Genomic DNA, 19,998 nt, shown 5'->3' with positions numbered 1-19,998 from the left:
GGAAAATCACTGTCCAAGTGCTCGTGGAATCAGTGTCCAAGTGGCCGTGGAATGAGTGTCCAAGTCAGCGTGGAATCGCTGTCCAAGTGTTCGTGGAATGGGTGTCCAAGTGCGTGTGGAATCCGCATGTAATATTGGTAATATGTGAATGGAGAGCCAAATGACGAGATGGACTCAGGAATTTAATCAACACCCGTTTAAGGCCATTTGGACATCTTTGCTCGAGGCCATTGAGCAGCTAGATGTCGATGATCAAACAGTAACGACTACGGTAGAGGAACTGGCGAGACTGAAAAAGGTTCTTGTCTTCGTCGACTGCATCGTCGTTAACGTAGATCTCGAACTCACTCCCAAATCCGTTTGGGCAAATTGTCATGGCCAAGCCGACGCATGTTTACAACAAGTCCGAGCGTACGCGTCAAGTCGGAACCAAGCGTACCTTATTCAGGCAAACGACCATGCCGACAATCTCCTCACATACGTACGTCCATACATGGTTCCTCCTGAACAGGCTTTGGAAGCGTATGGAATGGCCATGCGGACGTTTGCCGATCAGATCTCGGACTACGTAGGTGCGTTCCAATCGAGAACCTCTCAAGTTCAAGCTAATCTCGTAGGTGCCGTAGATGAAGCAGTCAGACAGCAAAAGGAAGTTGAGGCTATTGAGCTGCGCGTAAAGCAGTTCGACAAGTACCTATTCGAAGGAATTGAGGGAAATGAATCTGCCGAGACGTACATCAAGCGGATGGTATCTGATGTAGAAACGAATCACCAAGCAGTGAGCGCTCTACATCAAAAACTCCTAGATGGACCTGATTCAACATCTGAAACTATTGCGAGTTATGAAAAAAAGACCCATCAATTACGTGACTCACTCAGTGAAATACTTGACTCAGCCATATCAAGGCATAAGGAACTTGAATTCTTTTACGAACGAATCTTCGGCCGTCCGATGGTTGATGCCGACGAATTAAAAGGGGGCGGACTGAAGCAAGAGCTAGACGTTCGACTGGAAGAACTTGGCAAACATGAGACAGAACAAAAGATACGCCAAGACGCGTTATTCGAACGCATAGAGGCCCTGCTCCCTGGAGCTACGAGCGCAGGACTAGCCTCTGCCTATAAGGCACTCAAAGACCACTTTGGAACTCCGATCACTACATATACACGAGCGTTTTACGCATCAATGGTGGCATTGTTACTCGGCGGAGTGGTAATAGTGTCGGACAGTATTACACTATGGCCATTCCACGTGGAGTTCGTAAAAACGACCAACTGGGAGGAAATGCTACGCACACTCCTTTCGAGGGCTCCGATTGTCTTGCCCGTGGTTTGGTTCGCGTTATTCTCAGCGACCCGCCGTAGCCAGTATGAAAGACTGCAGCAAGAGTACGCTCACAAGGAGGCTTTTGCTTCTTCTTACGAAAGCTACAAGAAGCAACTTAGTGACCTCAAGGTCGATGCAGATGCTTTGCAAAAAGAGTTAATTGCTAAAGCCATTGAAGCTATTTCCTTCAATGCCTCAAAAACGCTGGATGGAAAACATACGGAGAAGTTACCTACAAGTCAGCTGCTCGAGAAGTTCAATGTTGAAGAACTCAAGAAGTTACTCGACTTGGCAAGAGGAAAATAGACATAATGACTACAACTATCTTTCGCAGGCTATGGCTCGAACAAAAATTGGCGGATTGATTGCTTCAATTAAGCTGGCTAGGATTAGCCACTACCAACGGCTAACAGGAGCATTCTGTTACTTCGCCGAATCCAACAATATCGCAATACAAGCTCCTGGAGATGACCAAATCGTTGCAATGCAGAGGAGTGGTAAAGGACATGCTAGCCTCGGAAAGTGAGTGGCCAACTCCGAAATCGCACCCGTCGTACCTTACAGTAACTGCTACGTTCGAAAGCCGCCTCTCACGAAGAACGTGATAAACACGTCGTAACTAGTCCAATAAGCGCGAACCAAAACTGAATGTCCCCGGGACATTGAAAGCTCTCTTCAACTTCACATGAGAGTAATCATTAGTTGAAAGAAACTCTTTAATTTTATTTTCGTCGGCATCTGACGTCTTCGCCCCAAGAATAACCTCTATCAGGGCAGAGGGTGAGAAAGAGTGATTTCCTGGCGCGGAGGTTATTCTGTATTCTTCCTCGTACTTCCAATTTTCAGATTTAGTGTAAAGCCCAATTTCAAGCATCGAGTCGACTTGCTTGTTGTAAAAATTCCGCCCTTGCTCATCTGAAAAATGCACTCCATCCCAAGGTCGGCAAAATTCACTAAACTCCTCGGTTAGCTCTAGAAACTTTTCCATATATGGGGGATTTGGTAAGTACCGGACATCCCCTGCATCATCGCTGGCACCACCGATGTTTAGGATTTCCGAATTAAAGCCGAGACATATACCTCGATGGCCATCAGCATAGTGAGACCATAGGAGTGCGTCGTGCGGAGTTTTAGAGAGGGAAAGAACCCCTCTGCTCTGCATAAACCGATAAAGGGCTTGACTTAAAGAGAGCTCCTCTCCCGTCTCCTTAACTACTTTTCTTATGCTATCCAGCATTGTTATAATAAACGATTTTCGACCTTCCGGATGGGTGTCTGTTTTATACACATGATTTTTTGCACGTTCGTATTCGGCTTTGATATCGACTGAAACGTCTAGCGGGTCATTTAGATCTTTAGGGAGAGAAAAATAAAGTTCACGATTATAAAATATCTCCCAGGTTCTCTGTGAGCATGTACGGTATTTGTAGTAGGTAGCTGATTCTTCCATATCAAGAAATTCCGTATATATAGTCAGTAAGCTTGACCTATCGAAGCCTTTTTACACCTTCGTAACGGCGTTGAAAAGAGGTGAATGGAAAGCCTAGTGACGAGTGAAAAGCGGCTAGTTTCGTAGACGCCTCCACCCGGCCGCTTCGGGGCGGAAGCAGTCCGTCATGACAGGCGGCTATCGGCCCAGGCTGTGTGAAAACGCATACACCGTTTTGAAGTCTGCGTTGCTACGCGAAATCTATTGACGGTCAGCAGTTCAGAGGACCGTAAACTTGCGTAGGAACGCGATTTTTCAATCGATTCGGGTTCGCAGTGACGACCAAAAACGTTTTCACACGGCCTGGGCCAGAAGCGGACGCTTACAACTGGTTAATCTCAGTCGAATAGAGTGTCATAAACGTGTGTTCGTTGGCTGTTGACAGTATCTTCCTGTATTCCCGCTGACTGCACCTGATCGCCTGTTACACCGTTTTTGAACTCAGACTCACACTCTAGACACAGTGCTCTATGCTGCTATCAAGCTCTGCGTGGTGATAGTGGTCGTAAACGACCGGTCACTGCGGCACTGTATCTCAGGGGCAGAAAACTATCAGCTGGCTAGTTTTCACAGAACGAGAAGGCACACTTTAGAGAAGCAACTTGGCATCTGTTGCGCGATATTGAGTAATGGCAACTATACTTTTATGGTCAGTATGCTAGAAAGTAGGGGCTGTTATGGTATGACACAGGATAGTGCTTTTCAGCCCCATTGTGAATTACTCCTCGGGCCGCTGTGTTGCGGTTTTCATCATTAGGTTCGCCCCTCATTGTTTGGAACTGCCTAGGCGCTAAGGGAGCTTTCATGGGGAGAGCATGTGAATCGTTCAGGCTGCCACGCAGCGGAGCAAGAGTGGTATGGGTCTTATCCTGACACGTATCGGTTGTGCTGTGCCGGATGTCTCAGCTTTGACACATCAATGCCGCACAACTATACATAACATAGTTGACTTCACGTTTGGATCTTGACGGGAAAGGTTTCGGCAAGCCCGGACGCACATCGCATCATAGTGTGCTCGCGCCGTGTGCTTTCTTGTCAGGCTTGCAAACATGAACGACATGCCTTTCGCGCCGATGTGGCCCTATAGGGGGTAAGCTCTAGATGGGAACTTTTTTGAAGAGGGAATTATATGGCTCAAGACCCTCCAGCCTTTCATATTGAAGAATTCAAACAGCTAAAGTCGGAGATCAGTACGTTGCTGCAACGGATTGAAACACTAATAAAATTTTCCCTGTTTGGTGGGGTAGGTATTTACGCCTAGATACTTACCCACGTCCCAAAAAGTGGTGCCACAGGTTCCGGCAGCGAGAGCGTAAAATTTCTAGCGGCAGCCGCTTAATTACCGCCTGGCTTGCTTTTATTTTCAGCGATCCTCTCAGCCTTGACATATGCACATGTGGTCATCATGGCTCAATACCTACGTCGTCTAGAAGTTTTGCTTGGGTATGCACATTACGGATGGGAATCGCATTGGGCCAAGTCACCTCGAGCCATAACCTATTCGTTGATTGTGTGTTTCGCAATATTACTGGTGGTTGAATTAGTCGTTAGTTACTACCTAAGCGATAGTTTGCAATCGCCTGCGTTGCCGGCAAAAATATAATCGCCAATTCAAGGGCGCAGAGATTGGGGCTTTCACCTTAACCGAATCCAAATAGGTAGATGCGGGTGCCTTCGATACTGCTATGGCACAACCGTTTATAGGGCATCCTTGATATATCAATTCAGGTGTCAGTAATTTGCCGAAGTCGCGGGGGGAGGCGGCAGTCAATACATGTATGAAATTTATAGTGGGACAATGTGCTTTTTTTGCAACTGCTGTGATGTCGAATATCAACAAAAGGGTTGCCGATCTTTAGATGGATAAACAGGCGTCACCTAAGAAGCTAAAGATCCTGCGCTATACGAACAGGCCCCAGCTCCTCGATTTCAAGTTTGTCAATGTATACGCCGCGTACATGGTAGAGACGCTCAAAATCGCCCCAGTACTCATATTTCCGGACAGACACAGTCAAGGGCTCTTGAGAGGAGAACCGTGCATATTGAATTTTCTCCCGATTAAGAATTTTCAAATTTGGGCAGCGTACCTCAAAGTAAAATGCATTGACTGCAGGCGAATCAAATGTTTTTTCTCTATACTTTATTAATGTGGCGTCCGATCCCGACAAAGAAAGATTTAAGTAGCGCTTGACTTCTGGTGGATAGCCAAAGTCGACCCTTCCTGAATAATCGCCGAGTTTGTTAGATGCTTTTATGGTTACTTCCGCATATTTTACAAATATATTTTCTAGAGCATGCCTGACGCTACTGTCTGTAATCTTTGTTTTGTTTGTTGGTTGTTCAAAATAAATAACACCGGACAAAAGCGCATTGTATCCACTGGCTACAGACATAACCTTTATAAGGTGCTCGTTGGTTTCTAATAAAGAAGCGTTCGAGGTCTGAAGCTGGCGCATTTCAGAAGCTCTTTCCGATCCCGCAATAGTTTTCAACTCGTCGTCGTAATAGCCTTTGTAGATTTTTGCGGTACTTATAATCAGTAAAAGCAACAGGACCAGACGTCCGCTCTTGCTTAGATTTTTCCAAGAGGGTGGGGCGCTAGGTTCGTGTCTTGTCTGCAAGAGCAGACCCGCTAGTGCGAGTGCCAAGGCAAGAATCTCGATTGTAGAAGATATAAGCATATGCACCTGCCACGCGTTTCTTTCTTTAAAAAGAGGACTGGTTGTCTAAGTTGTATAGCATAGCTTGAATTTTCGGATGCGGATGAACGGTGAGGGTTTGCTAGCAAACTAATCTGGTTAATAGATTTGCCTCGTCGAATGAAGCCACAAAGTCTCATCAGTTTTTTGACGGGTCACCTGAGCTTTAGATATATCGAACCCACGATATGGATAAGTTTACCTCAGCCCTCTGTATGATTGAGTGCGTTGGGATCATCAAATTGAGGTGGGAAACCGTAACGGTGCGCATTTTATATATACTAAAATTGGCGGTTATCTGCTTTTGGCATACCGGATAGTTTCTACGTTGTCCCCCTGAGTTTGGCAATGTCGGTGCTTTTTCAATGGGCTTTTGTGGTCAGAAATCGATTTCAAAGTAGAGGGGATCGCTTCGCAAGCCTCTTGAGAGCGAGATGTTGCTCGGCGGTTGGTCAGTCCGAAGCGTATAGCCACGTGTTTTCGTTGCTTGATCCAAAGCGTCCATCAAGGTCTTGAAGGGGAGATCTCCCCATTTACGTTTCAATGCCATTTCATGGTCAACCGGTACCACGGCTATCGCCAGATTTACCATCAGGTCAATTCCGCATTCGCGGCCGGTAGCATTAGGGCTGCCGTGGTGTCCAACCTTGTAAAAGACAGTGCGGTGCAACAGGTCAGGGCCCGTAACTTCCGTTCCATTCTGGTCAGTCCATTTGCGATCCCCCCAGGAGAGCCAGTTACCCACCTGCGCGTCGGCTGCGAAGAGTAGGACGTCACCCTCATTCAGTTCGATGCCCAGCACTAGACTCGTATTGTTGACGACGTTGTCGAGTTGGAGAGCAAGACTAGTGGCATCATCCAGCCAGGCATCGTCGATGCGCCGCCAATCCTGCTGGTTCCAGTAATGCTCCTGAAAGAAAGGCACCGTCTGTGCTACCTGGGTCGGAATGTTGTAAGGGCGGGAAAAAGGTAGGTGTGATTCGTCTTCGTTGATTGCTGGGGTGAGGTATTGATTGAAAGCATCCAAGGCCATCTTGTAGGTGGTCTTGTCACCTGGGGTTTTAGGCGCGTTCATGTTTCTCAGCCTGGCTTCGTCACGTGGCGGGCCGAGTACATAGATTTTCGCGCCAAAACTTTTCAGATCGTGAGGCTTATCCTCCGGATCACAGTACCTTACGTTCGAAGACTTGTTGCGCACAGCTTCCAGTGCGGACTGGGTTGTTATCCGCGCCGAAGCACCGAAGAAACCAAGTAGTTCAAGCAGGGGATGTTCGATGTCCGGGGCGTCCATTTGAAGACGCATAGCTGCTGATTGCAGCATGGCAAGCGCTTCGTCGTTGTCCTTTCTCAATTCGCTAGCTTGTTTATCATCTGGATCCTCTGTCCAGGCCATCCAGACTTCGCTGACGTTTAGCTTTGAAAAGGCATTCTTCGCTTGCATAAAACCAGATAGGTGGTCCCAATGTTTGTGTGTGGCCACCAAAAGATCAATGTTGTCACCGCTTTCTTTCCGGACATCCTCCAAGACATCCGTCATCATTTTCGTAGCGTCGGAGGTGCCGATGATGACTCCGCAGTCGATCAATATTCTGTAGGTGGCTCCCTCTTTTCCGTACAGTGTCACCAAGTGACAGTCACCCAATCCGTGACGATAAATTCGTACCGTGGCGCGACGCTGTTTAATGTTCATGATGACCTCCGTCGACGCTTCGGTGAACAAGCGCGAAAGGTTCGCTAGCCATTGCTCGAAGTCCGCGGTACTGGTCCTGCATGGATTGCGCGCGCTCCGCCTGGAACTGTTGTTGATGCGCAAGACGAGCCGGCTGATTGATCCGCTTGCGCACGACATAGGTTACCTGCCAGCTGGCCAGATCGATGACCAACGTGACGCCACCACGGAACACATTGCCACTGCCATCCAGTGCATGAAGCGATTGGGTCAACTCAACCACCATCTGCGATAGCAATTGCCCATCTGGTCCTACACGTCGTAGAGGTCGTACTGAATGAACCTCAATCTTGCGCATGTCACAGGCAACAACACTGTTGCCGATTTGAAGCTGGTAGTTCGGATTCGCATTGCGATACAGCCCGAGTGCTGCCAGTTCGGACTCACTCACATGCTTTGGATTCATTAGCCAACGGTGGAACTCCCACGCGTTGTCCCGGGATGTTCTCCATGCCGATTCCCGGCTCGTCTGTAGTGTCCATTGAAGACTCAATTTCGGTAGAAGTTTATTCAGGGTACTCAACGGCTCCAGGGGTGGCTCCCAACGGAGTGTGTCTACTGAGTAGCTGCGCAATCCTTCGGGGTAAATCCCGCGGGCCATGAATGCGGAGGAAAACGCAACGCGGTAACCGTAGGGGTCTGAGGGCACAAGATCGTGATCAGCGGTTATCAATGCTCTCAGGAAATCACCGAATGTGATGTCTACCGGAGGGCAGTAGTCCAGAGCTCGAATGCATATCGTGAGGATGTGTCTGGCTACGGTGCTGGCCACATTTGTCAGGGCATCGACGAGATCACTTTGGAGTGCGCCTTGGGGCAGAACTTCCGAGCCATGAGTGGCAAGTCGAATAGGGGTTTGAGCTCGTCTGGTGTAGACCTGCAAGAAAGCATCGAACACAGCAGATACCAGCACCGCTCCTCGATCATGGGCTTCAGTTTGACTTTGATAATCAGTTGACTTCGGCGTACGGCGTGTCCACGTTGGTTGGCTTTCGGTGTTCAGTCCCCCGGTGCCAATGGCGTCCCTCAACGCCTTGTAGTGACCGGTGGCTTTGCCAAATTGGACTGCCAGCCAAGCTAGCATCGATTGTTGGCTTAGGTCTCCCCGGGAGTGAGCAAGCAACTCACGAAGTGAGTCGCGCAAGGTGAAATGCTGGAAGAGGGCAACGATGTCGGCAAAACCTTCGTGAAAGGCCAGCACGTCCGGATTGGTAGGCTCTGTGAATCGCCGATGCAAGCCGTCAAGAAGGGCATGGGTTGTTTCATGAGCGACGATGTCGTGGGAGAGCGCTGTGAACACATACTCTCTGGCCACACCGCTATTACCGTCGGAGGAGCTGAAGTAGCCGAGCAAGAGTGCTTTACGTTGAGGACTGTAATAGGCATTTGCCTCTCGTAAAGCATGCGGATAAATGCGCAGGCGCTGTACGTAATCCGGTTTTTTACCAACGAAGCGTGGTGCCCATAGTGCAACGCGACCTAAAGCACTTTCAAAAAACCGGATCGTCTTCATCGCAACGGCATAGGCCATTTGCTGATGAAACTGTGGGTTCGCTTCGGAGGGTTGTAAGCCATCGGTAGCCAGAAGACGGGGATCGTTCAGGTCTACCGGAGCGTAACTGCAGCCACTGGCGGGGTCGACATCCACAACCTCCAGATACTCACCGATAGGCCCGGGTAGCAGATCATTCTCCCAGGGTATTTGGATCGTAGTTTCGTTAATGCCTACTGTTTCCAAGGAGCGACCTAGCAGTGGATCGTAGGCATAAACACGCAGCCTGCGTGCAACTGGCGTTGGTGGCACGGGTTGCAATGCATGTTGAAGGTGGTGATCCCCCAAACCAGCAATCGGCATTGTCGACGCGTGCGATCCTGATGACGTTTGATGCCGTCCAGACGGTGAGTTGGAGCGCCCTAACTGCAGGGCTCGCCGAAGTGCTTTGGAGGCCCTGGGATGCTGAGATAGCGCTTGGGCCAGGGCAACTCGCTGAGTCAAGCTGAGGGTATCCGGATCGACATCCGGGTCAGGCAATATCGCCTCAATAGCTGCGGATTGGGAAAGTTGTAACGCCTCCAGCTCCAGCATGCGGAGCTGTGCGTTTCCGAATTGCGACATGCCAAGTCCAGTTAGGACCCGCAGAAAAGGAAACGAGACGGTATCGACTTCTTCCTTTTTGTTTTGCAGTGCGGCGACTGTGGGAGCCGCGACACTTAAGGCATCAAGGGCTCGTAACTCCCCATGTCCCAACTTGGCGAAGTCAGTGTTATTGGCGGTGATGAACAGGGCTGTGCGTACCGCCTCCACGCGCATCCATTTGTTTGGGTAAGCGTTCCACTTCGTCCAGTTTTTTTGAATCCAAATAGCAGCAGCGGCTGCAATTTGCGGTGTAGCAGAGGAGGTGCCGCCGCCATTCGAATCTACTGTGTTTGAACACCCGAATTTCGCTCGCGGTATGTTCGGTGTATACGCAGCCATAGCCGTACGCATTGTGCTGGCCGGCCCATAGTTACCAGCCATCAATGTGACGGGAAGATCAGCGTAAGGTTTGTGATCCGCCATGACGCCACACGCGGCAATAACCCTATTGAATCTGGCCGGGTAGACGATGTGGTGAGTGGGTGCATTGCCGAAGTTGTTGCCTGCCGCAGTTACCAGAACCACACCCTCTTCATACAGGGCATTGACCTCTTCAGCCCATAGCTGACTGGGCAATCCGCCCATACTCATCGTTACAACCTGGACGGCGGTTTTGGGGTCCTGACAAAGGTCTCGGACATACCTCAGTGCGTTGACAATGGCGCTGTTGTAGAACAGCTCAACCCGGTTGGCCACTCGGATAGGTACAACCCTAACGAAAGGGGCCGCACCAAGACGTTTCATTCCTGGTAACGGGGTTCCTGCAAGTACGCTGAGTGTTGCAGTACCGTGCCCAAGGTTGTTTACCAGTCCAGAGGATTCATCAGCGGCATTCGTGGGGCGGTCCTCATCGACATAATTTCGCTCCAGCTCATGTTCTAAATTGATCGGCAGACAGCGGTGTTGGGAATCATATCCGGTGTCCAAATGCGCAACCCTCACAGCCTTGGCACGCGGGACATCACCAGTTTGCTTCAGTAGATCGTCGAACTGGCCATGATTGAGGTCCTGATACCAAAAATCATCTTTTCCAGTGGGGTACTTCTTGTCTTGAGGATCAGGAGAGCACGAAGAAGCCATACCTAAAGCCTCGTCCTCCCGAGATCCGGAAACCCAAGTTTGGGCGAAATCTGGCTCAGCAAATTCGGGATGCGGCGCTCCGTTCAGGCCCATTCCGTCAGAGACAAAGGTATGACAGACGTCCCAAGGGTTGACGGTGTCGAGGGGAGTGTTGGGCTCAACCAGATGCCATATGGGCTGTGATGCTATCGCGGGTTGCGCATGCGAAACGCACTCGTATAAGGGGACGATATTCAGTTGCCTGCCGGCCAAAGATAGGCTCGTGCTAACCGGCACAGGCAGCATTTTGACGAGAAAACGTTGGACACTAGCCATGGGCGGGGGCTCCGCTGTGCTGCAGTACAGTCCATTGCGGCACAGCTGAAGCCGCATCCACAATCGGCACACTTACGTGTGGCTTTTTGCAATCGCACTTTCCAGCGTAGACATGCTTATGGCACTACTGCCAGCACGGGAGTAGCCGGTCGTCTGGAATGTTGATCGAAACGCTCAAGAGACTGCCACTTTCGACCCCTCCTAACGCATTTAGTAGGAAGTCTGCCAGTGCATCGAATCTGATCTAGCCTCTTGTGGAATGCGCCCTTGTGGACTCACGGAGAAGCACCATGGAAGTAGGTCAAACCGCCCACGCTACGATTTATGCCCGAGTCCCGTGGAATGACACCAAAGTCGATCTGGTTGAGGGTGGCCTGTACCGGTTTAGGGCCGACGGCAAATGGTGGGATCTAATCATTCGGGCAGACGCTGATGGTTATCCGACTAGGGTCTGGCCTCAACGGCATTTCGAATCTCGGCGGCCAGCGCCAAGCGCGCTTTGGTTCTGTCTAGTGGGGGTCATAGCGCAGCAGGATGGGTCTGCTTTCGTCATGGGGCGGAGCAGTGAGATAGAGGCGGGTAGTAGCGGTCGACTATTCTGCTGCGCGAACGACGCGCCAGGATTTTATTTCAATAACTTTGGCAAGCTGCAACTAGAAGTGACCCGTATTCGATGAGTGTTCATATCACTTTCGGCCCGTGGTTCAAGCGGGTCTGACGGCTAAATCTTAAGGGAAATTGCCCGAAGGCGATGGTGTTATTCATCGCCTTCTGAGTGGTTATTCGCCCGTCACAGGACAGGTTAACCCTGAGTTAGTGGTGCGTTGCACTGACTGCCGCCGCACAGAGCGGAAAAACTGCTAGGTGGACCATCCCAGCCCACAATAGCTCCGCTACGAAAGCCACTTAAATGGTCGCATGTTGCGAAGACATCACCTCCAGGCAAGCATTCTCCCGGGGACAACAGGTCCCAGTATTGGTGATCCCAGTCTGTACTGTTATGTACGGACATACCCAGCGTAGTGGGGTGCTGAACATTGGTTCCTCCATGCTTGTTCTTGGGGCCAAACGAATAGAGCAACTTTTTGTACTGAGCACCGGAAGGCGGTTTGGGGACGGGGGTCTTGCGATCAAGGTCCGCACCATGGTGTGGCACGACCATGGCCACCGGGGGGAATGGGTTCAATACCTTAACGAAGTGACGATAGTCGCAATCGCCGGTTAGTAACCAGCTTCTTGAGACCGGGTGGATAAGGTCTTCTATCACCAGGACAATGCCGCTGTCGTTGCGATCTCGACCTTTACCCAACGTGAATCTGATTTGCTTACCATTGTGTGGTGGAGCAACCCCTACCGTTCCCTTTGTCGCACTGTAAGTAAAAAACTGTCCTCCGTTAGCAATCACGTCGTAGGCAAATGCCACATGCAAAGGGCCCACGTCCTGGAGCGGAGCGATCCAAGTTTGCTTCAGTGCAGGGTATTGACCGTTAACCTCCACGGCATAAGCGCCTGCCCAGTGATCGGCATCCCAATGGGAAAGCACAATCAAGGGAGCGTCACTAAAGCAGAACACTAGCGAGCGTGGGGTTGTCTGCTGATTTCTGTAAACCCCGGCACCCAAGTCATAGTAGAGAGTCGGTACGCCGGGCTCTCCGAATCCAGATATCGATAAAATCGCATTGGCATTGCCCTGTCCGACATCATAGATCGCCAGATAGTCGGCATCTTTGTTGGCGAGCTTCGCTTCAAAATCAGCTAGCGATATTGCGGGTAGATGCCCCAGATCAAAGATACCTGACAATGATGCATGTGTTGCAGCCGGCGGCAATCGACCCCTGACGTAAACCGGTACTGGATTTGCAAACAAGTTGGTATAGAGACTGGCAAGTTGGTATCCAAGCTCGCGGCGGAGGCTTACCTCGAACTGAAACCATCTATTTTCCAACGCTCCTGTTACCGCGGAAAATGAAGCCCTTTCACGGGGGGTGGGAAGCTGAAGGCTGTCGAACAAATGACTGCCTACGGGTACTTCAAGTTCGAGTCGATACAAAGGCATGGATTCAAAAGGGTTATGGGCATTTTGGTGGTTTCGTTGTGTTTTCCGATTTGTCCAGGCTTGTGAGCATTCAAGAGGATGCTGTAAATCCAACAGAGGATCTTGCAACCCTTGAGCGTCGAGCCACTGCGCATCGACTAGATCGAACGCGATGAGCAAAACCAGGGAGTGTTCATCCGCTTCAATATGATCGATCCGAGCATAGGCGCGCTGCAGATTGGGCTCCGGAGGGGATTCAGAGCGGCGGAAGTGGTTATTCACGACTCAGGACCTCATCGAGACTGATGCAAAGTGCTGACGACTTAACAGCACACCTGTTTACGCAAATTTAGTGAATCGTTTTTTGTGATTTGTCTGGCGATCTGCGGAACGCTGTTCTATCTATGTTGCTACTACGTGTTTATTTATCGTAGCGACACATGCCAATTGTGCCAGCACCTTATCCATTACGAGTGCCGGGACATCCATCAGCCTAGCAGGGGAGCGATATGGGACGACAATTGGTGATCTGTCTGGACGGCACCGGAAACCGTTTCAGCCACTGTCCCACCAACATAATTAGGCTAGTGCGTTCGATGTCGAGCGATCCCAATCAGGTGCTCACCTATTACGATCAGGGTGTGGGTACATTTGGGCTAAAGGAGACGCTATTTGAGTGGCAAAAAGTACCGGCTCGGATTTTCGGTCTGGCCTTTGGATGGGGCATCAAGCGCACAGTCGAGGGGGCGTATCGCTTTATCGCGGAAAATCTGAGGGACGATGATGAACTGTTTATTTTTGGTTTTTCTCGCGGTGCCTACGCAGCCAGAGCGTTGGCTGCGGTGATACGCGCCGTCGGTGTGGTGCCGAGCCATCAAACGCATCTTTTTGAGTACGGTTGGTCGATACACATGGCTCGGACTGGGGAAGAAAACAAGCCGGACTTCAAGCTACAGGGCTGCTTCAAATCAACGTTCGGTAGGCGTGTTAACGTGCACTTTTTAGGCTTGTTCGATACGGTCAAGTCTGTTGGTTGGGTATACGATCCGGTGAGCATTCCATTCACGACCAATAACCGAATTGTCGAGATTGTTCGTCATGCGATGTCGATTGATGAAAAACGAAGCTTTTTCCGTCAGCATCTTTGGGCTGATAACGCCCTCCGAACAGATGTAAAGCAGGTATGGTTTCCTGGTGTTCACTCGGATGTCGGAGGAGGATACGCAGCAGACGAGGCACAATTGGCACTGGGAGCCTTTCGCTGGATGTTGGGTGAAGCGATGGCCGCGGGATTGCACGTTGATCTGAATAAAGCCAGAAAACAGATGATCAAAATCAGTGGCAGCGTTTGGGATGCTTGTGGGCCGATACACGATTCCATGACAACCGCCTGGAAAATCGCGGAGTGGGTACCTCGGTTTGTATGGGATCGACGCAAGTTGAAGCGCGTATTGCGGATTGGGCAGATGCCGCCCTTTGGCAAACCCAAGTCAAGATACATAGCAGAGAATGCTTTGGTCCACAGCTCGGTTGCGGCGCGTTTAAAGGGTGTACCTGGATACGTACCGTCCAACTTGCCTGATCAGTATGGGGTGTCGCCCGACGATAAAAGTGTTGCGGGTCTGCCGTGACGTTGTCACTTGGTCAACCGTCGCCTGGCCGACCGCCTCATTCCAATTTTTTCGTCAAACGAGTGCTACGTCGAAGTCTTTGCCAGTAGTACCGCATTGTACTTCATGCGATCCCGGGCTGCGCCGATTGAAGTCCTCAACGACATCAGCGGCGACCTGATCACGCTTACCGCATCGTGCAGAACCATCTCGAGGAATTCGTGCGCCAGTTTTCAACGGTTAGACGGCCGGTACCGTTGCCACCAGCCCGGTCATCAACCTGCGGAATTGATTGAAAAGCTCTCGGTCGCGTGGCTGCGCTTCCCCGGCAGCGATGTCTAACACTCCCCTAGCTGGAAGAGCCCATACCCTTCATCACATACACCCGCCTCACCGGCAGACATCTGATCGTGACTCCCAGCTAGATGAAGCTCGTCGGCTGTTGAGCGTCAAGGAGTACCGCGCGGCTGTGGTTTCCGCGATTACCTATTTGGAAGCCGAGCTACGAAGGGTGCTCCGCCTAAGGGATGAGGAGATTGCTTCGAGGCCTCACATGTCACTGGTAGGGATGTTAAAGAGTGCTGTCAACCTCAGAGTGATCAGTAGCGAAGTTCTCCCCAGCCTGCATGAATGGATTCAAGTGAGAAACGGCATAGTCAATTCTAGGGATGAGGTGGTGGTCACTCAAAGGCTGGCGAAAACAATCGTTGAGGAGATTATCAAAATTGTGAACGGCTTTCCTCGTTAGTCCGCAGGAGTCGTAATGGCCTGGCTTGCCAGTGAAGTTATACACTGCATGAGACCTTCCACAACTGATCCAGACGTATCGTGTAGCTCTGACTGATCATCTCCCGCCGCCCCCCAAAAAAAGGATTATCCGGCACGTTCTTCGAGCGCAGAGTGCCCTTACCCAGCGACCATTTATACGATCCAGCACCGACATCACTCGGCTAACCTCCGTAGGTTGCGAGAGAATCGCCCCTAGTTTCGTAGACAGATGGAATGACCACTTTTGGCCGGTTTTTGCCTGTCGCGAAGGGCAGCGTGCGACCGATTCTGTTGAAAAAGTAGCTCCCCTGTCTGGCCTGCGGCAAAATCTCTGCATTGGCCAGCAGGGAAGCACGCAGCATGATGGGACAGTTATCGAGTGGGCAGGAGCGGCTGTTTTACTCGTTCAACCTTGAAGATCACATCCCCGCCAATCACCTTCTGCGCAGCATTGATCGGTGTCTCGATCTGAACGATCTGCGCCATTACCTCGCCGATTTCTATAGCCCGATTGGGCGTCCGTCGATTGATCCCGAACTGATGATTCGCATGCTGATCGTCGGCTATTGCTACGGCATTCGCTCCGAGCGGCGGTTGTGCGAAGAGGTCCATTTGAACCTGGCGTATCGCTGGTTCTGCCGGTTAAGCCTTGAAGATGAAGTCCCCAATCACTCGACCTTTTCCAAGAATCGACATGGCCGTTTTCGGGACAGTGATCTGTTTCGCTGGCACTCCACGCGCGCATGGGGCTGCCCTTGCGATGCTAATAAGTAAGATTGAGGAAAGGATTGTCAGTAGGGACAGGGCTCAGAAGAGTTTCAGCATTTTGCAACATGTAGCCATTGAGGGAAGCCCTCCGGCGGGGGCCCTGCACTGTGCAAGTCCATATGTTCTGCCCGTTTGGTCGTTTGAGATGTACGCCTAAGTGCTCAAAGTGACGTTGAGTGCGCCGCCAAGCATCGGTCTTGTCGTCACCTGTAGATAGCTCAGGGTGCTCCGAAGCGTAGAGCTGGAAAATGCCGGGTGTGACCAGGTAGAACGTGCCGTCGACTGTGTGAATCTTTGCCTTACAGTCGTTGACGAGCAGGCGATGGCTTTGGATCCCCTCGCGTAGCCAGTCGACAAAGGCCAGCCCTGGTGCCTCGCGGGGTGAAGCAGTTGAGGATTTCAGTCCTTGAGCGCTCGATTCATCCTCGTGCTCAACCGTCTCTTGCAACATATCCATCAAGTCATCGAGATAGTCGAAGTCATGGTTCGGAGGTAAGGGCTCTGGCGTTTCCTTGGCCGAAGTTGCTTGTGGCCGATCCAAGGCCGACTCGATAGCTTCACCGCTCGGCACGGTATTGTCAGCGACGAGCTCAACTGTCCCTTCAAAGCATCGGGGCCGGCTTTCATCGGCCCAGATCAGGCTCGGTTGGAGACGCAAGAATGTGAAGCGATGCTGCCATCCTTCGTCTGACACGGTGGCGCTCCATACCGCTTTGCCTTCTGGCGTGGTGTCTACCAACCCGTGGGATTGCAGTTCATCGAACAGGGCAATGTTGGAGGAGGGGATGCCATTTACTGCCTGGGCCAGGAGGTAAGCGCGAAGTTTGTCGGTTGCGGTCTTGCTGACTAGCCACAGATGATTTTCGGTGAGCCAGCCAGCAGCCCCGGGCTGGTTGAGTTTGAACTCGTTCTTGACCAGATGGCGTAAGCCAGTCAGCAGGTGATGCTGAAGCGACCGAGTGGGCGCCTGTAGTGCCTTGGTGGGATTGGCTCCGATGTTCTGTGCGGTAGATACCCGGTCAGCTTGCAGCACCAGCTCCCCCAGCGTCGCGGCGTATTCATAGTGGTTGGCCAGCAACGACAGTAGGTTGCCCCATAGAGTTGGGTAACCGCTGAGCCAGTCGAGCAGGCGCGGCGTCAGTATTTGGGTGTAGAGCAGCCCAGCGGCCGCAGCATGTAGCTGGTAGTCGCGCCCTGTCACGTAGCGGAAGCGGTAGGGCTTGTTCAGGGGGCCGTGCCACGGATGCCAGAGCTCACCATTTTGGTACTCCACCTGCAGGTCGACGGCAATCTTGCCGATGTCATGGAGCAGGGCGCCATAGGCGATGGCGGCGCTCCAGGCGTCGGTCTGCGCGGCCTGGTCTTCGGGCGCGGCGCCGCTGGGTAGCAGGTACGACTGGCGCAGTTTCAGGCTGCAGGCCATCAGCTCCAAACCGTGGTCCAGCATGCCTCCCGGATAGGCATGATGATGGCTTTCGCTGGCAGGTAGTTGCTGTACATACTTGGCGTAGCGGTGGATGGGATCTAGATAGAGCTGATCGAACTGAGGTTGGGAAAGGGCGGTGTATTGGCAGATGCGCTCGAGCAGCCGCTTCCGGTGATCGGCGGCAAGGAGCGATTCTGATGACTCAGGCAAGAAGTAACCTTCGGCGACAAGTGCTGGCGCGGGGCTCGCGGCGTTGCCTTTTTCATGTTTGAGCCACCAGCGCATCATCGCAATACCTGCTTTGTACCTGGGAGGTCCTTTTGCCTTTTCGGATAAGCCTCTTACCCTTGCAATCCCTTCCATTGGCGCCGTTATCCTTTACTGCCTTTGTCCTTTTCGCGAACGCGAAAATCCGAAGGCGGGCGCGTCGAGTTAGTCGGTCGATCGGGATAGCCGGTCCCTTTTACAGGGGGTAAACTGGCCGGCATCATTTTTCGGAGCAGGGGCGCTGATGACGCTTACCGATGCAGTGTTGATCGTGCTGCTGGTCGACCGGATTCATGGAACTGACGTTGCCATTCGCTCAGCTGCGAAGCGCTGCGCGAAAAAGCTGCCACGTGGTCAGCGCGATATTTTGTTCAAAATTGGGAATAGCCCTGCACCTCGGCAACTTGTGGGCCACCTGTGCCAATACTTGGCAGAGTGACAAGTCAGGCAGATCTGTTAAAGCTGGACACCAGACGAGCCGCAGTGAGGATCAAAACCTCGGCTAAAGTGCGGGTCTCAGATACTATTCCCACACTTGTCTCATACTAGGAAGAGCCCATGTCTAAGCTTGCCGAATTCAAAGCGCTGGAAGCGCAGCTGGCCGCGCAACTTCAACAGCTGGATGCGATGAAAAACGATTCCGGGCTGAAGCAGGAAATTGAGTTTGAACAAAAGCTTAAGGCCTTGCTGGAAGAGTACGGCATGAACCTGCGGCAGGTGATCACCATTCTTGATCCGTCCAAAGGGGTGAGCGTAAGTACCGCCGGCGCCTCCAGCAGCGTCCAGCGCAAGCCTCGTGAGATCAAGCGCTACAAAAACCCGCACAGCGGTGAGGTCGTGGAAACCAAGGGCGGCAACCACAAAGTCCTCAAACAGTGGAAGCAGGAGCACGGCTCCGACACCGTCGAGAGCTGGTTGCAGTAATCAGTCATCCAGTTATAGCGGCGGATGACCGGCGTTGCAGGCAAAACAAAGGCCCCAGATGGGGCCTTTTTGCTGCTTGAGTGAAGTCACGCCGTTAACCGTTCTATCATCTCGGTGCCTTGATCCGGCTGCAGTGCTAGCAGGTATTCGGAGGCCTCCCGTGCTAGGCCGCTGGCGCGGAAGATTGCACGCTTATCCTCCTTGAGTATCTTCAGCCAGGACGCCAGGTACTCTTCGTGACGTAACTCACCTTGGGTGCCAGTCAGCGCACAGAGGAACGCTGCACCCATTTCCGCTACCAGCTCCTCGAAGGCGTATTCCGCGGAACCAAATGCGTGACTGCCATTAATACCCTCGCGGTTGAGACGTGAAAGGTGACCCGACCAGTGCGTCAGCTCATGAAGGGCCGTCGCGTAGTAGCTGCCGACGTCTTCGAATTGACCCTTGGTAGGCAGCTGGATGAGATCCCGCACCGGCTGATAGAACGCGTGATCGCCGTAGCGATGCTCAATCCGCGCCCCACTGGCGACCAGTAGTTGCTCGGCTGGGGCATGATCAATGAAGGCCGGCTGGTCGTCACACTCATCGTGCTGTTGCTCTTCGGCAGGCAAGTCTTCGGTCTGCTCGATGTTGAACAGGCAATGCGTCCGCAGTAGCGCGAATTGCACCATTTTGATGTTGCCCTGTTCATCACGAACGACCTGACCGTCTTCGTCGTGCGCCTCCTTGCTCATCGGTTTGTACAGCACCGCGAGGGTTGATTGCTCACCCTTGCGAACATGGCCACCGGCTTTGCGCGCCTGGTTGAACGTGAGCCAGCGATCCTCGCGGAAACCACGCAGGCGCGCCTCGGCCCACAGCAGCGGAATGTTGATGCCGGCGTAGGGCCGCCGGCTGATGGCGTTGATCGGGAAAGGGCCGTTAGCACTCGAGCCTGTGGTTGTCCAGGGTTTGATCCAGGGGATAACCCCTTGACTCAGGGCGCTGACGATCTTGTTGGTGACGTCCAGGTAGATATCGGACATGGCGTTCTCCGGTTGTGAAGGGGGAACGCTGCCCGGCCGGGAAGGGTTCCCGGTGGGGTAGAGGAGGCAGGGGATGTGCTGACGATGTCAGATGGCCGCGATATCTAAAGCGATCTCACTTGGCAGCCGGATGAGCAGAAAAGCTGGTCCACTGCGCGGTGTGATGTGATCCAGCTGTAACAGCGTTGAGTGTTCGACTGCTGATGGGTCGTCGCGTTGTGGGGGATCGAACTGCAGCTCGATTGGACACTGCAAGGTGCGAGGCGCTGAAGTCAGGGCGCTGTTCAGTAGGGCTGCCAAACGCTGGGCTGACTGTACGACGGGGTCGTTGCCTGTGGCAGGGTTAATGACATGTCGCCACACGCCTGGGCTCAGCACTACGGCGGGAGAGAAGAGCTT

The 19,998-nt window shown here is 52.2% G+C and carries 11 protein-coding genes and 3 pseudogenes; 6 read left to right on the top strand and 8 right to left on the bottom strand.

Annotated features, from left to right (window positions below; translation table 11 throughout):
• Positions 1-160 precede the first annotated feature (160 nt).
• On the top strand, positions 161-1,633 hold the full coding sequence (locus KGA83_RS00745) for a hypothetical protein (RefSeq protein ID WP_223527650.1): 1,473 nt from the start codon (positions 161-163) through the stop codon (positions 1,631-1,633).
• 313 nt (positions 1,634-1,946) lie between these two features.
• Here KGA83_RS00745 and KGA83_RS00740 read toward each other — a convergent pair whose 3' ends face one another.
• From KGA83_RS00740 to KGA83_RS00720, 5 genes are all read right to left on the bottom strand, one after another.
• Complete coding sequence (locus tag KGA83_RS00740; protein ID WP_223527648.1) at positions 1,947-2,777, bottom strand: DUF2971 domain-containing protein; 831 nt, start codon at positions 2,775-2,777, stop codon at positions 1,947-1,949.
• A gap of 1,925 nt (positions 2,778-4,702) precedes the next feature.
• Positions 4,703-5,464, bottom strand: coding sequence for a hypothetical protein (locus KGA83_RS00735; RefSeq protein WP_223527646.1), 762 nt, complete (start codon positions 5,462-5,464; stop codon positions 4,703-4,705).
• Positions 5,465-5,894: 430 nt separating this feature from the next.
• Positions 5,895-7,205, bottom strand: a complete 1,311-nt coding sequence (locus KGA83_RS00730; protein ID WP_223527644.1) for an MBL fold metallo-hydrolase — start codon at positions 7,203-7,205, stop codon at positions 5,895-5,897.
• On the bottom strand, positions 7,195-10,776 hold the full coding sequence (locus tag KGA83_RS00725) for a S8 family serine peptidase (RefSeq protein WP_223527642.1): 3,582 nt from the start codon (positions 10,774-10,776) through the stop codon (positions 7,195-7,197). Before KGA83_RS00725 ends, KGA83_RS00730 begins: the two co-directional genes overlap by 11 nt.
• An 802-nt stretch (positions 10,777-11,578) precedes the next feature.
• On the bottom strand, positions 11,579-13,093 hold the full coding sequence (locus KGA83_RS00720) for a hypothetical protein (protein WP_223527640.1): 1,515 nt from the start codon (positions 13,091-13,093) through the stop codon (positions 11,579-11,581).
• A gap of 227 nt (positions 13,094-13,320) precedes the next feature.
• On the opposite strand from KGA83_RS00720, the gene KGA83_RS00715 reads away from it, so the two are divergent.
• The gene (locus KGA83_RS00715) at positions 13,321-14,442 is read left to right on the top strand and encodes a DUF2235 domain-containing protein (RefSeq protein WP_223527638.1); all 1,122 of its coding nucleotides are present in this window, start codon (positions 13,321-13,323) and stop codon (positions 14,440-14,442) included.
• A gap of 9 nt (positions 14,443-14,451) precedes the next feature.
• A pseudogene (locus KGA83_RS00710) lies at positions 14,452-14,654 on the top strand (DNA adenine methylase); the annotation flags it as partial.
• A 552-nt stretch (positions 14,655-15,206) separates the two neighbouring features.
• Here KGA83_RS00710 and KGA83_RS30020 read toward each other — a convergent pair.
• A pseudogene (locus KGA83_RS30020) lies at positions 15,207-15,391 on the bottom strand (DUF4113 domain-containing protein); the annotation flags it as partial.
• A 158-nt stretch (positions 15,392-15,549) separates the two neighbouring features.
• On the opposite strand from KGA83_RS30020, the pseudogene KGA83_RS00700 reads away from it, so the two are divergent.
• A pseudogene (locus KGA83_RS00700) lies at positions 15,550-15,915 on the top strand (transposase); the annotation flags it as partial.
• Positions 15,916-15,952: 37 nt separating this feature from the next.
• Here the strand turns inward: KGA83_RS00700 and mobH are convergent.
• Positions 15,953-17,671: a MobH family relaxase gene (gene mobH, locus KGA83_RS00695; protein ID WP_223527636.1), complete on the bottom strand. Its 1,719-nt coding sequence runs from the start codon at positions 17,669-17,671 to the stop codon at positions 15,953-15,955.
• Positions 17,672-17,894: 223 nt separating this feature from the next.
• Between mobH and KGA83_RS00690 the strand changes: the two genes are divergently transcribed.
• Entirely contained in the window at positions 17,895-18,089 is a 195-nt protein-coding gene (locus tag KGA83_RS00690; RefSeq protein WP_069557600.1) for a hypothetical protein, read from the top strand.
• 119 nt (positions 18,090-18,208) lie between these two features.
• Positions 18,209-18,574 carry a histone-like nucleoid-structuring protein, MvaT/MvaU family gene (locus KGA83_RS00685; protein WP_218497794.1) on the top strand — a complete coding sequence of 122 codons (366 nt, stop codon included), beginning with the start codon at positions 18,209-18,211 and terminating at the stop codon, positions 18,572-18,574.
• A gap of 86 nt (positions 18,575-18,660) precedes the next feature.
• Here KGA83_RS00685 and KGA83_RS00680 read toward each other — a convergent pair whose 3' ends face one another.
• Positions 18,661-19,599, bottom strand: coding sequence for an ArdC family protein (locus tag KGA83_RS00680; RefSeq protein WP_223527634.1), 939 nt, complete (start codon positions 19,597-19,599; stop codon positions 18,661-18,663).
• Between the last annotated feature and the right edge of the window lie 399 nt (positions 19,600-19,998).

Source organism: Pseudomonas sp. GL-R-19 (genome assembly GCF_019956375.1).
Classification (GTDB): domain Bacteria; phylum Pseudomonadota; class Gammaproteobacteria; order Pseudomonadales; family Pseudomonadaceae; genus Aquipseudomonas.
Note: the sequence above shows the minus strand (reverse complement) of the source record. Positions and strands in the feature narration are given on the sequence as shown.

What these genes read in the sequence shown, in the direction of transcription:
- KGA83_RS00745 (WP_223527650.1), top strand. Translation starts at nt 161, where the DNA reads ATGACGAGATGGACTCAGGAATTTAATCAACACCCGTTTAAGGCCATT.
- KGA83_RS00740 (WP_223527648.1), bottom strand. Translation starts at nt 2,777, where the DNA reads ATGGAAGAATCAGCTACCTACTACAAATACCGTACATGCTCACAGAGA.
- KGA83_RS00730 (WP_223527644.1), bottom strand. Translation starts at nt 7,205, where the DNA reads ATGAACATTAAACAGCGTCGCGCCACGGTACGAATTTATCGTCACGGA.
- KGA83_RS00725 (WP_223527642.1), bottom strand. Translation starts at nt 10,776, where the DNA reads ATGGCTAGTGTCCAACGTTTTCTCGTCAAAATGCTGCCTGTGCCGGTT.
- KGA83_RS00715 (WP_223527638.1), top strand. Translation starts at nt 13,321, where the DNA reads ATGGGACGACAATTGGTGATCTGTCTGGACGGCACCGGAAACCGTTTC.
- mobH (WP_223527636.1), bottom strand. Translation starts at nt 17,671, where the DNA reads ATGATGCGCTGGTGGCTCAAACATGAAAAAGGCAACGCCGCGAGCCCC.
- KGA83_RS00690 (WP_069557600.1), top strand. Translation starts at nt 17,895, where the DNA reads ATGACGCTTACCGATGCAGTGTTGATCGTGCTGCTGGTCGACCGGATT.
- KGA83_RS00685 (WP_218497794.1), top strand. Translation starts at nt 18,209, where the DNA reads ATGTCTAAGCTTGCCGAATTCAAAGCGCTGGAAGCGCAGCTGGCCGCG.
- KGA83_RS00680 (WP_223527634.1), bottom strand. Translation starts at nt 19,599, where the DNA reads ATGTCCGATATCTACCTGGACGTCACCAACAAGATCGTCAGCGCCCTG.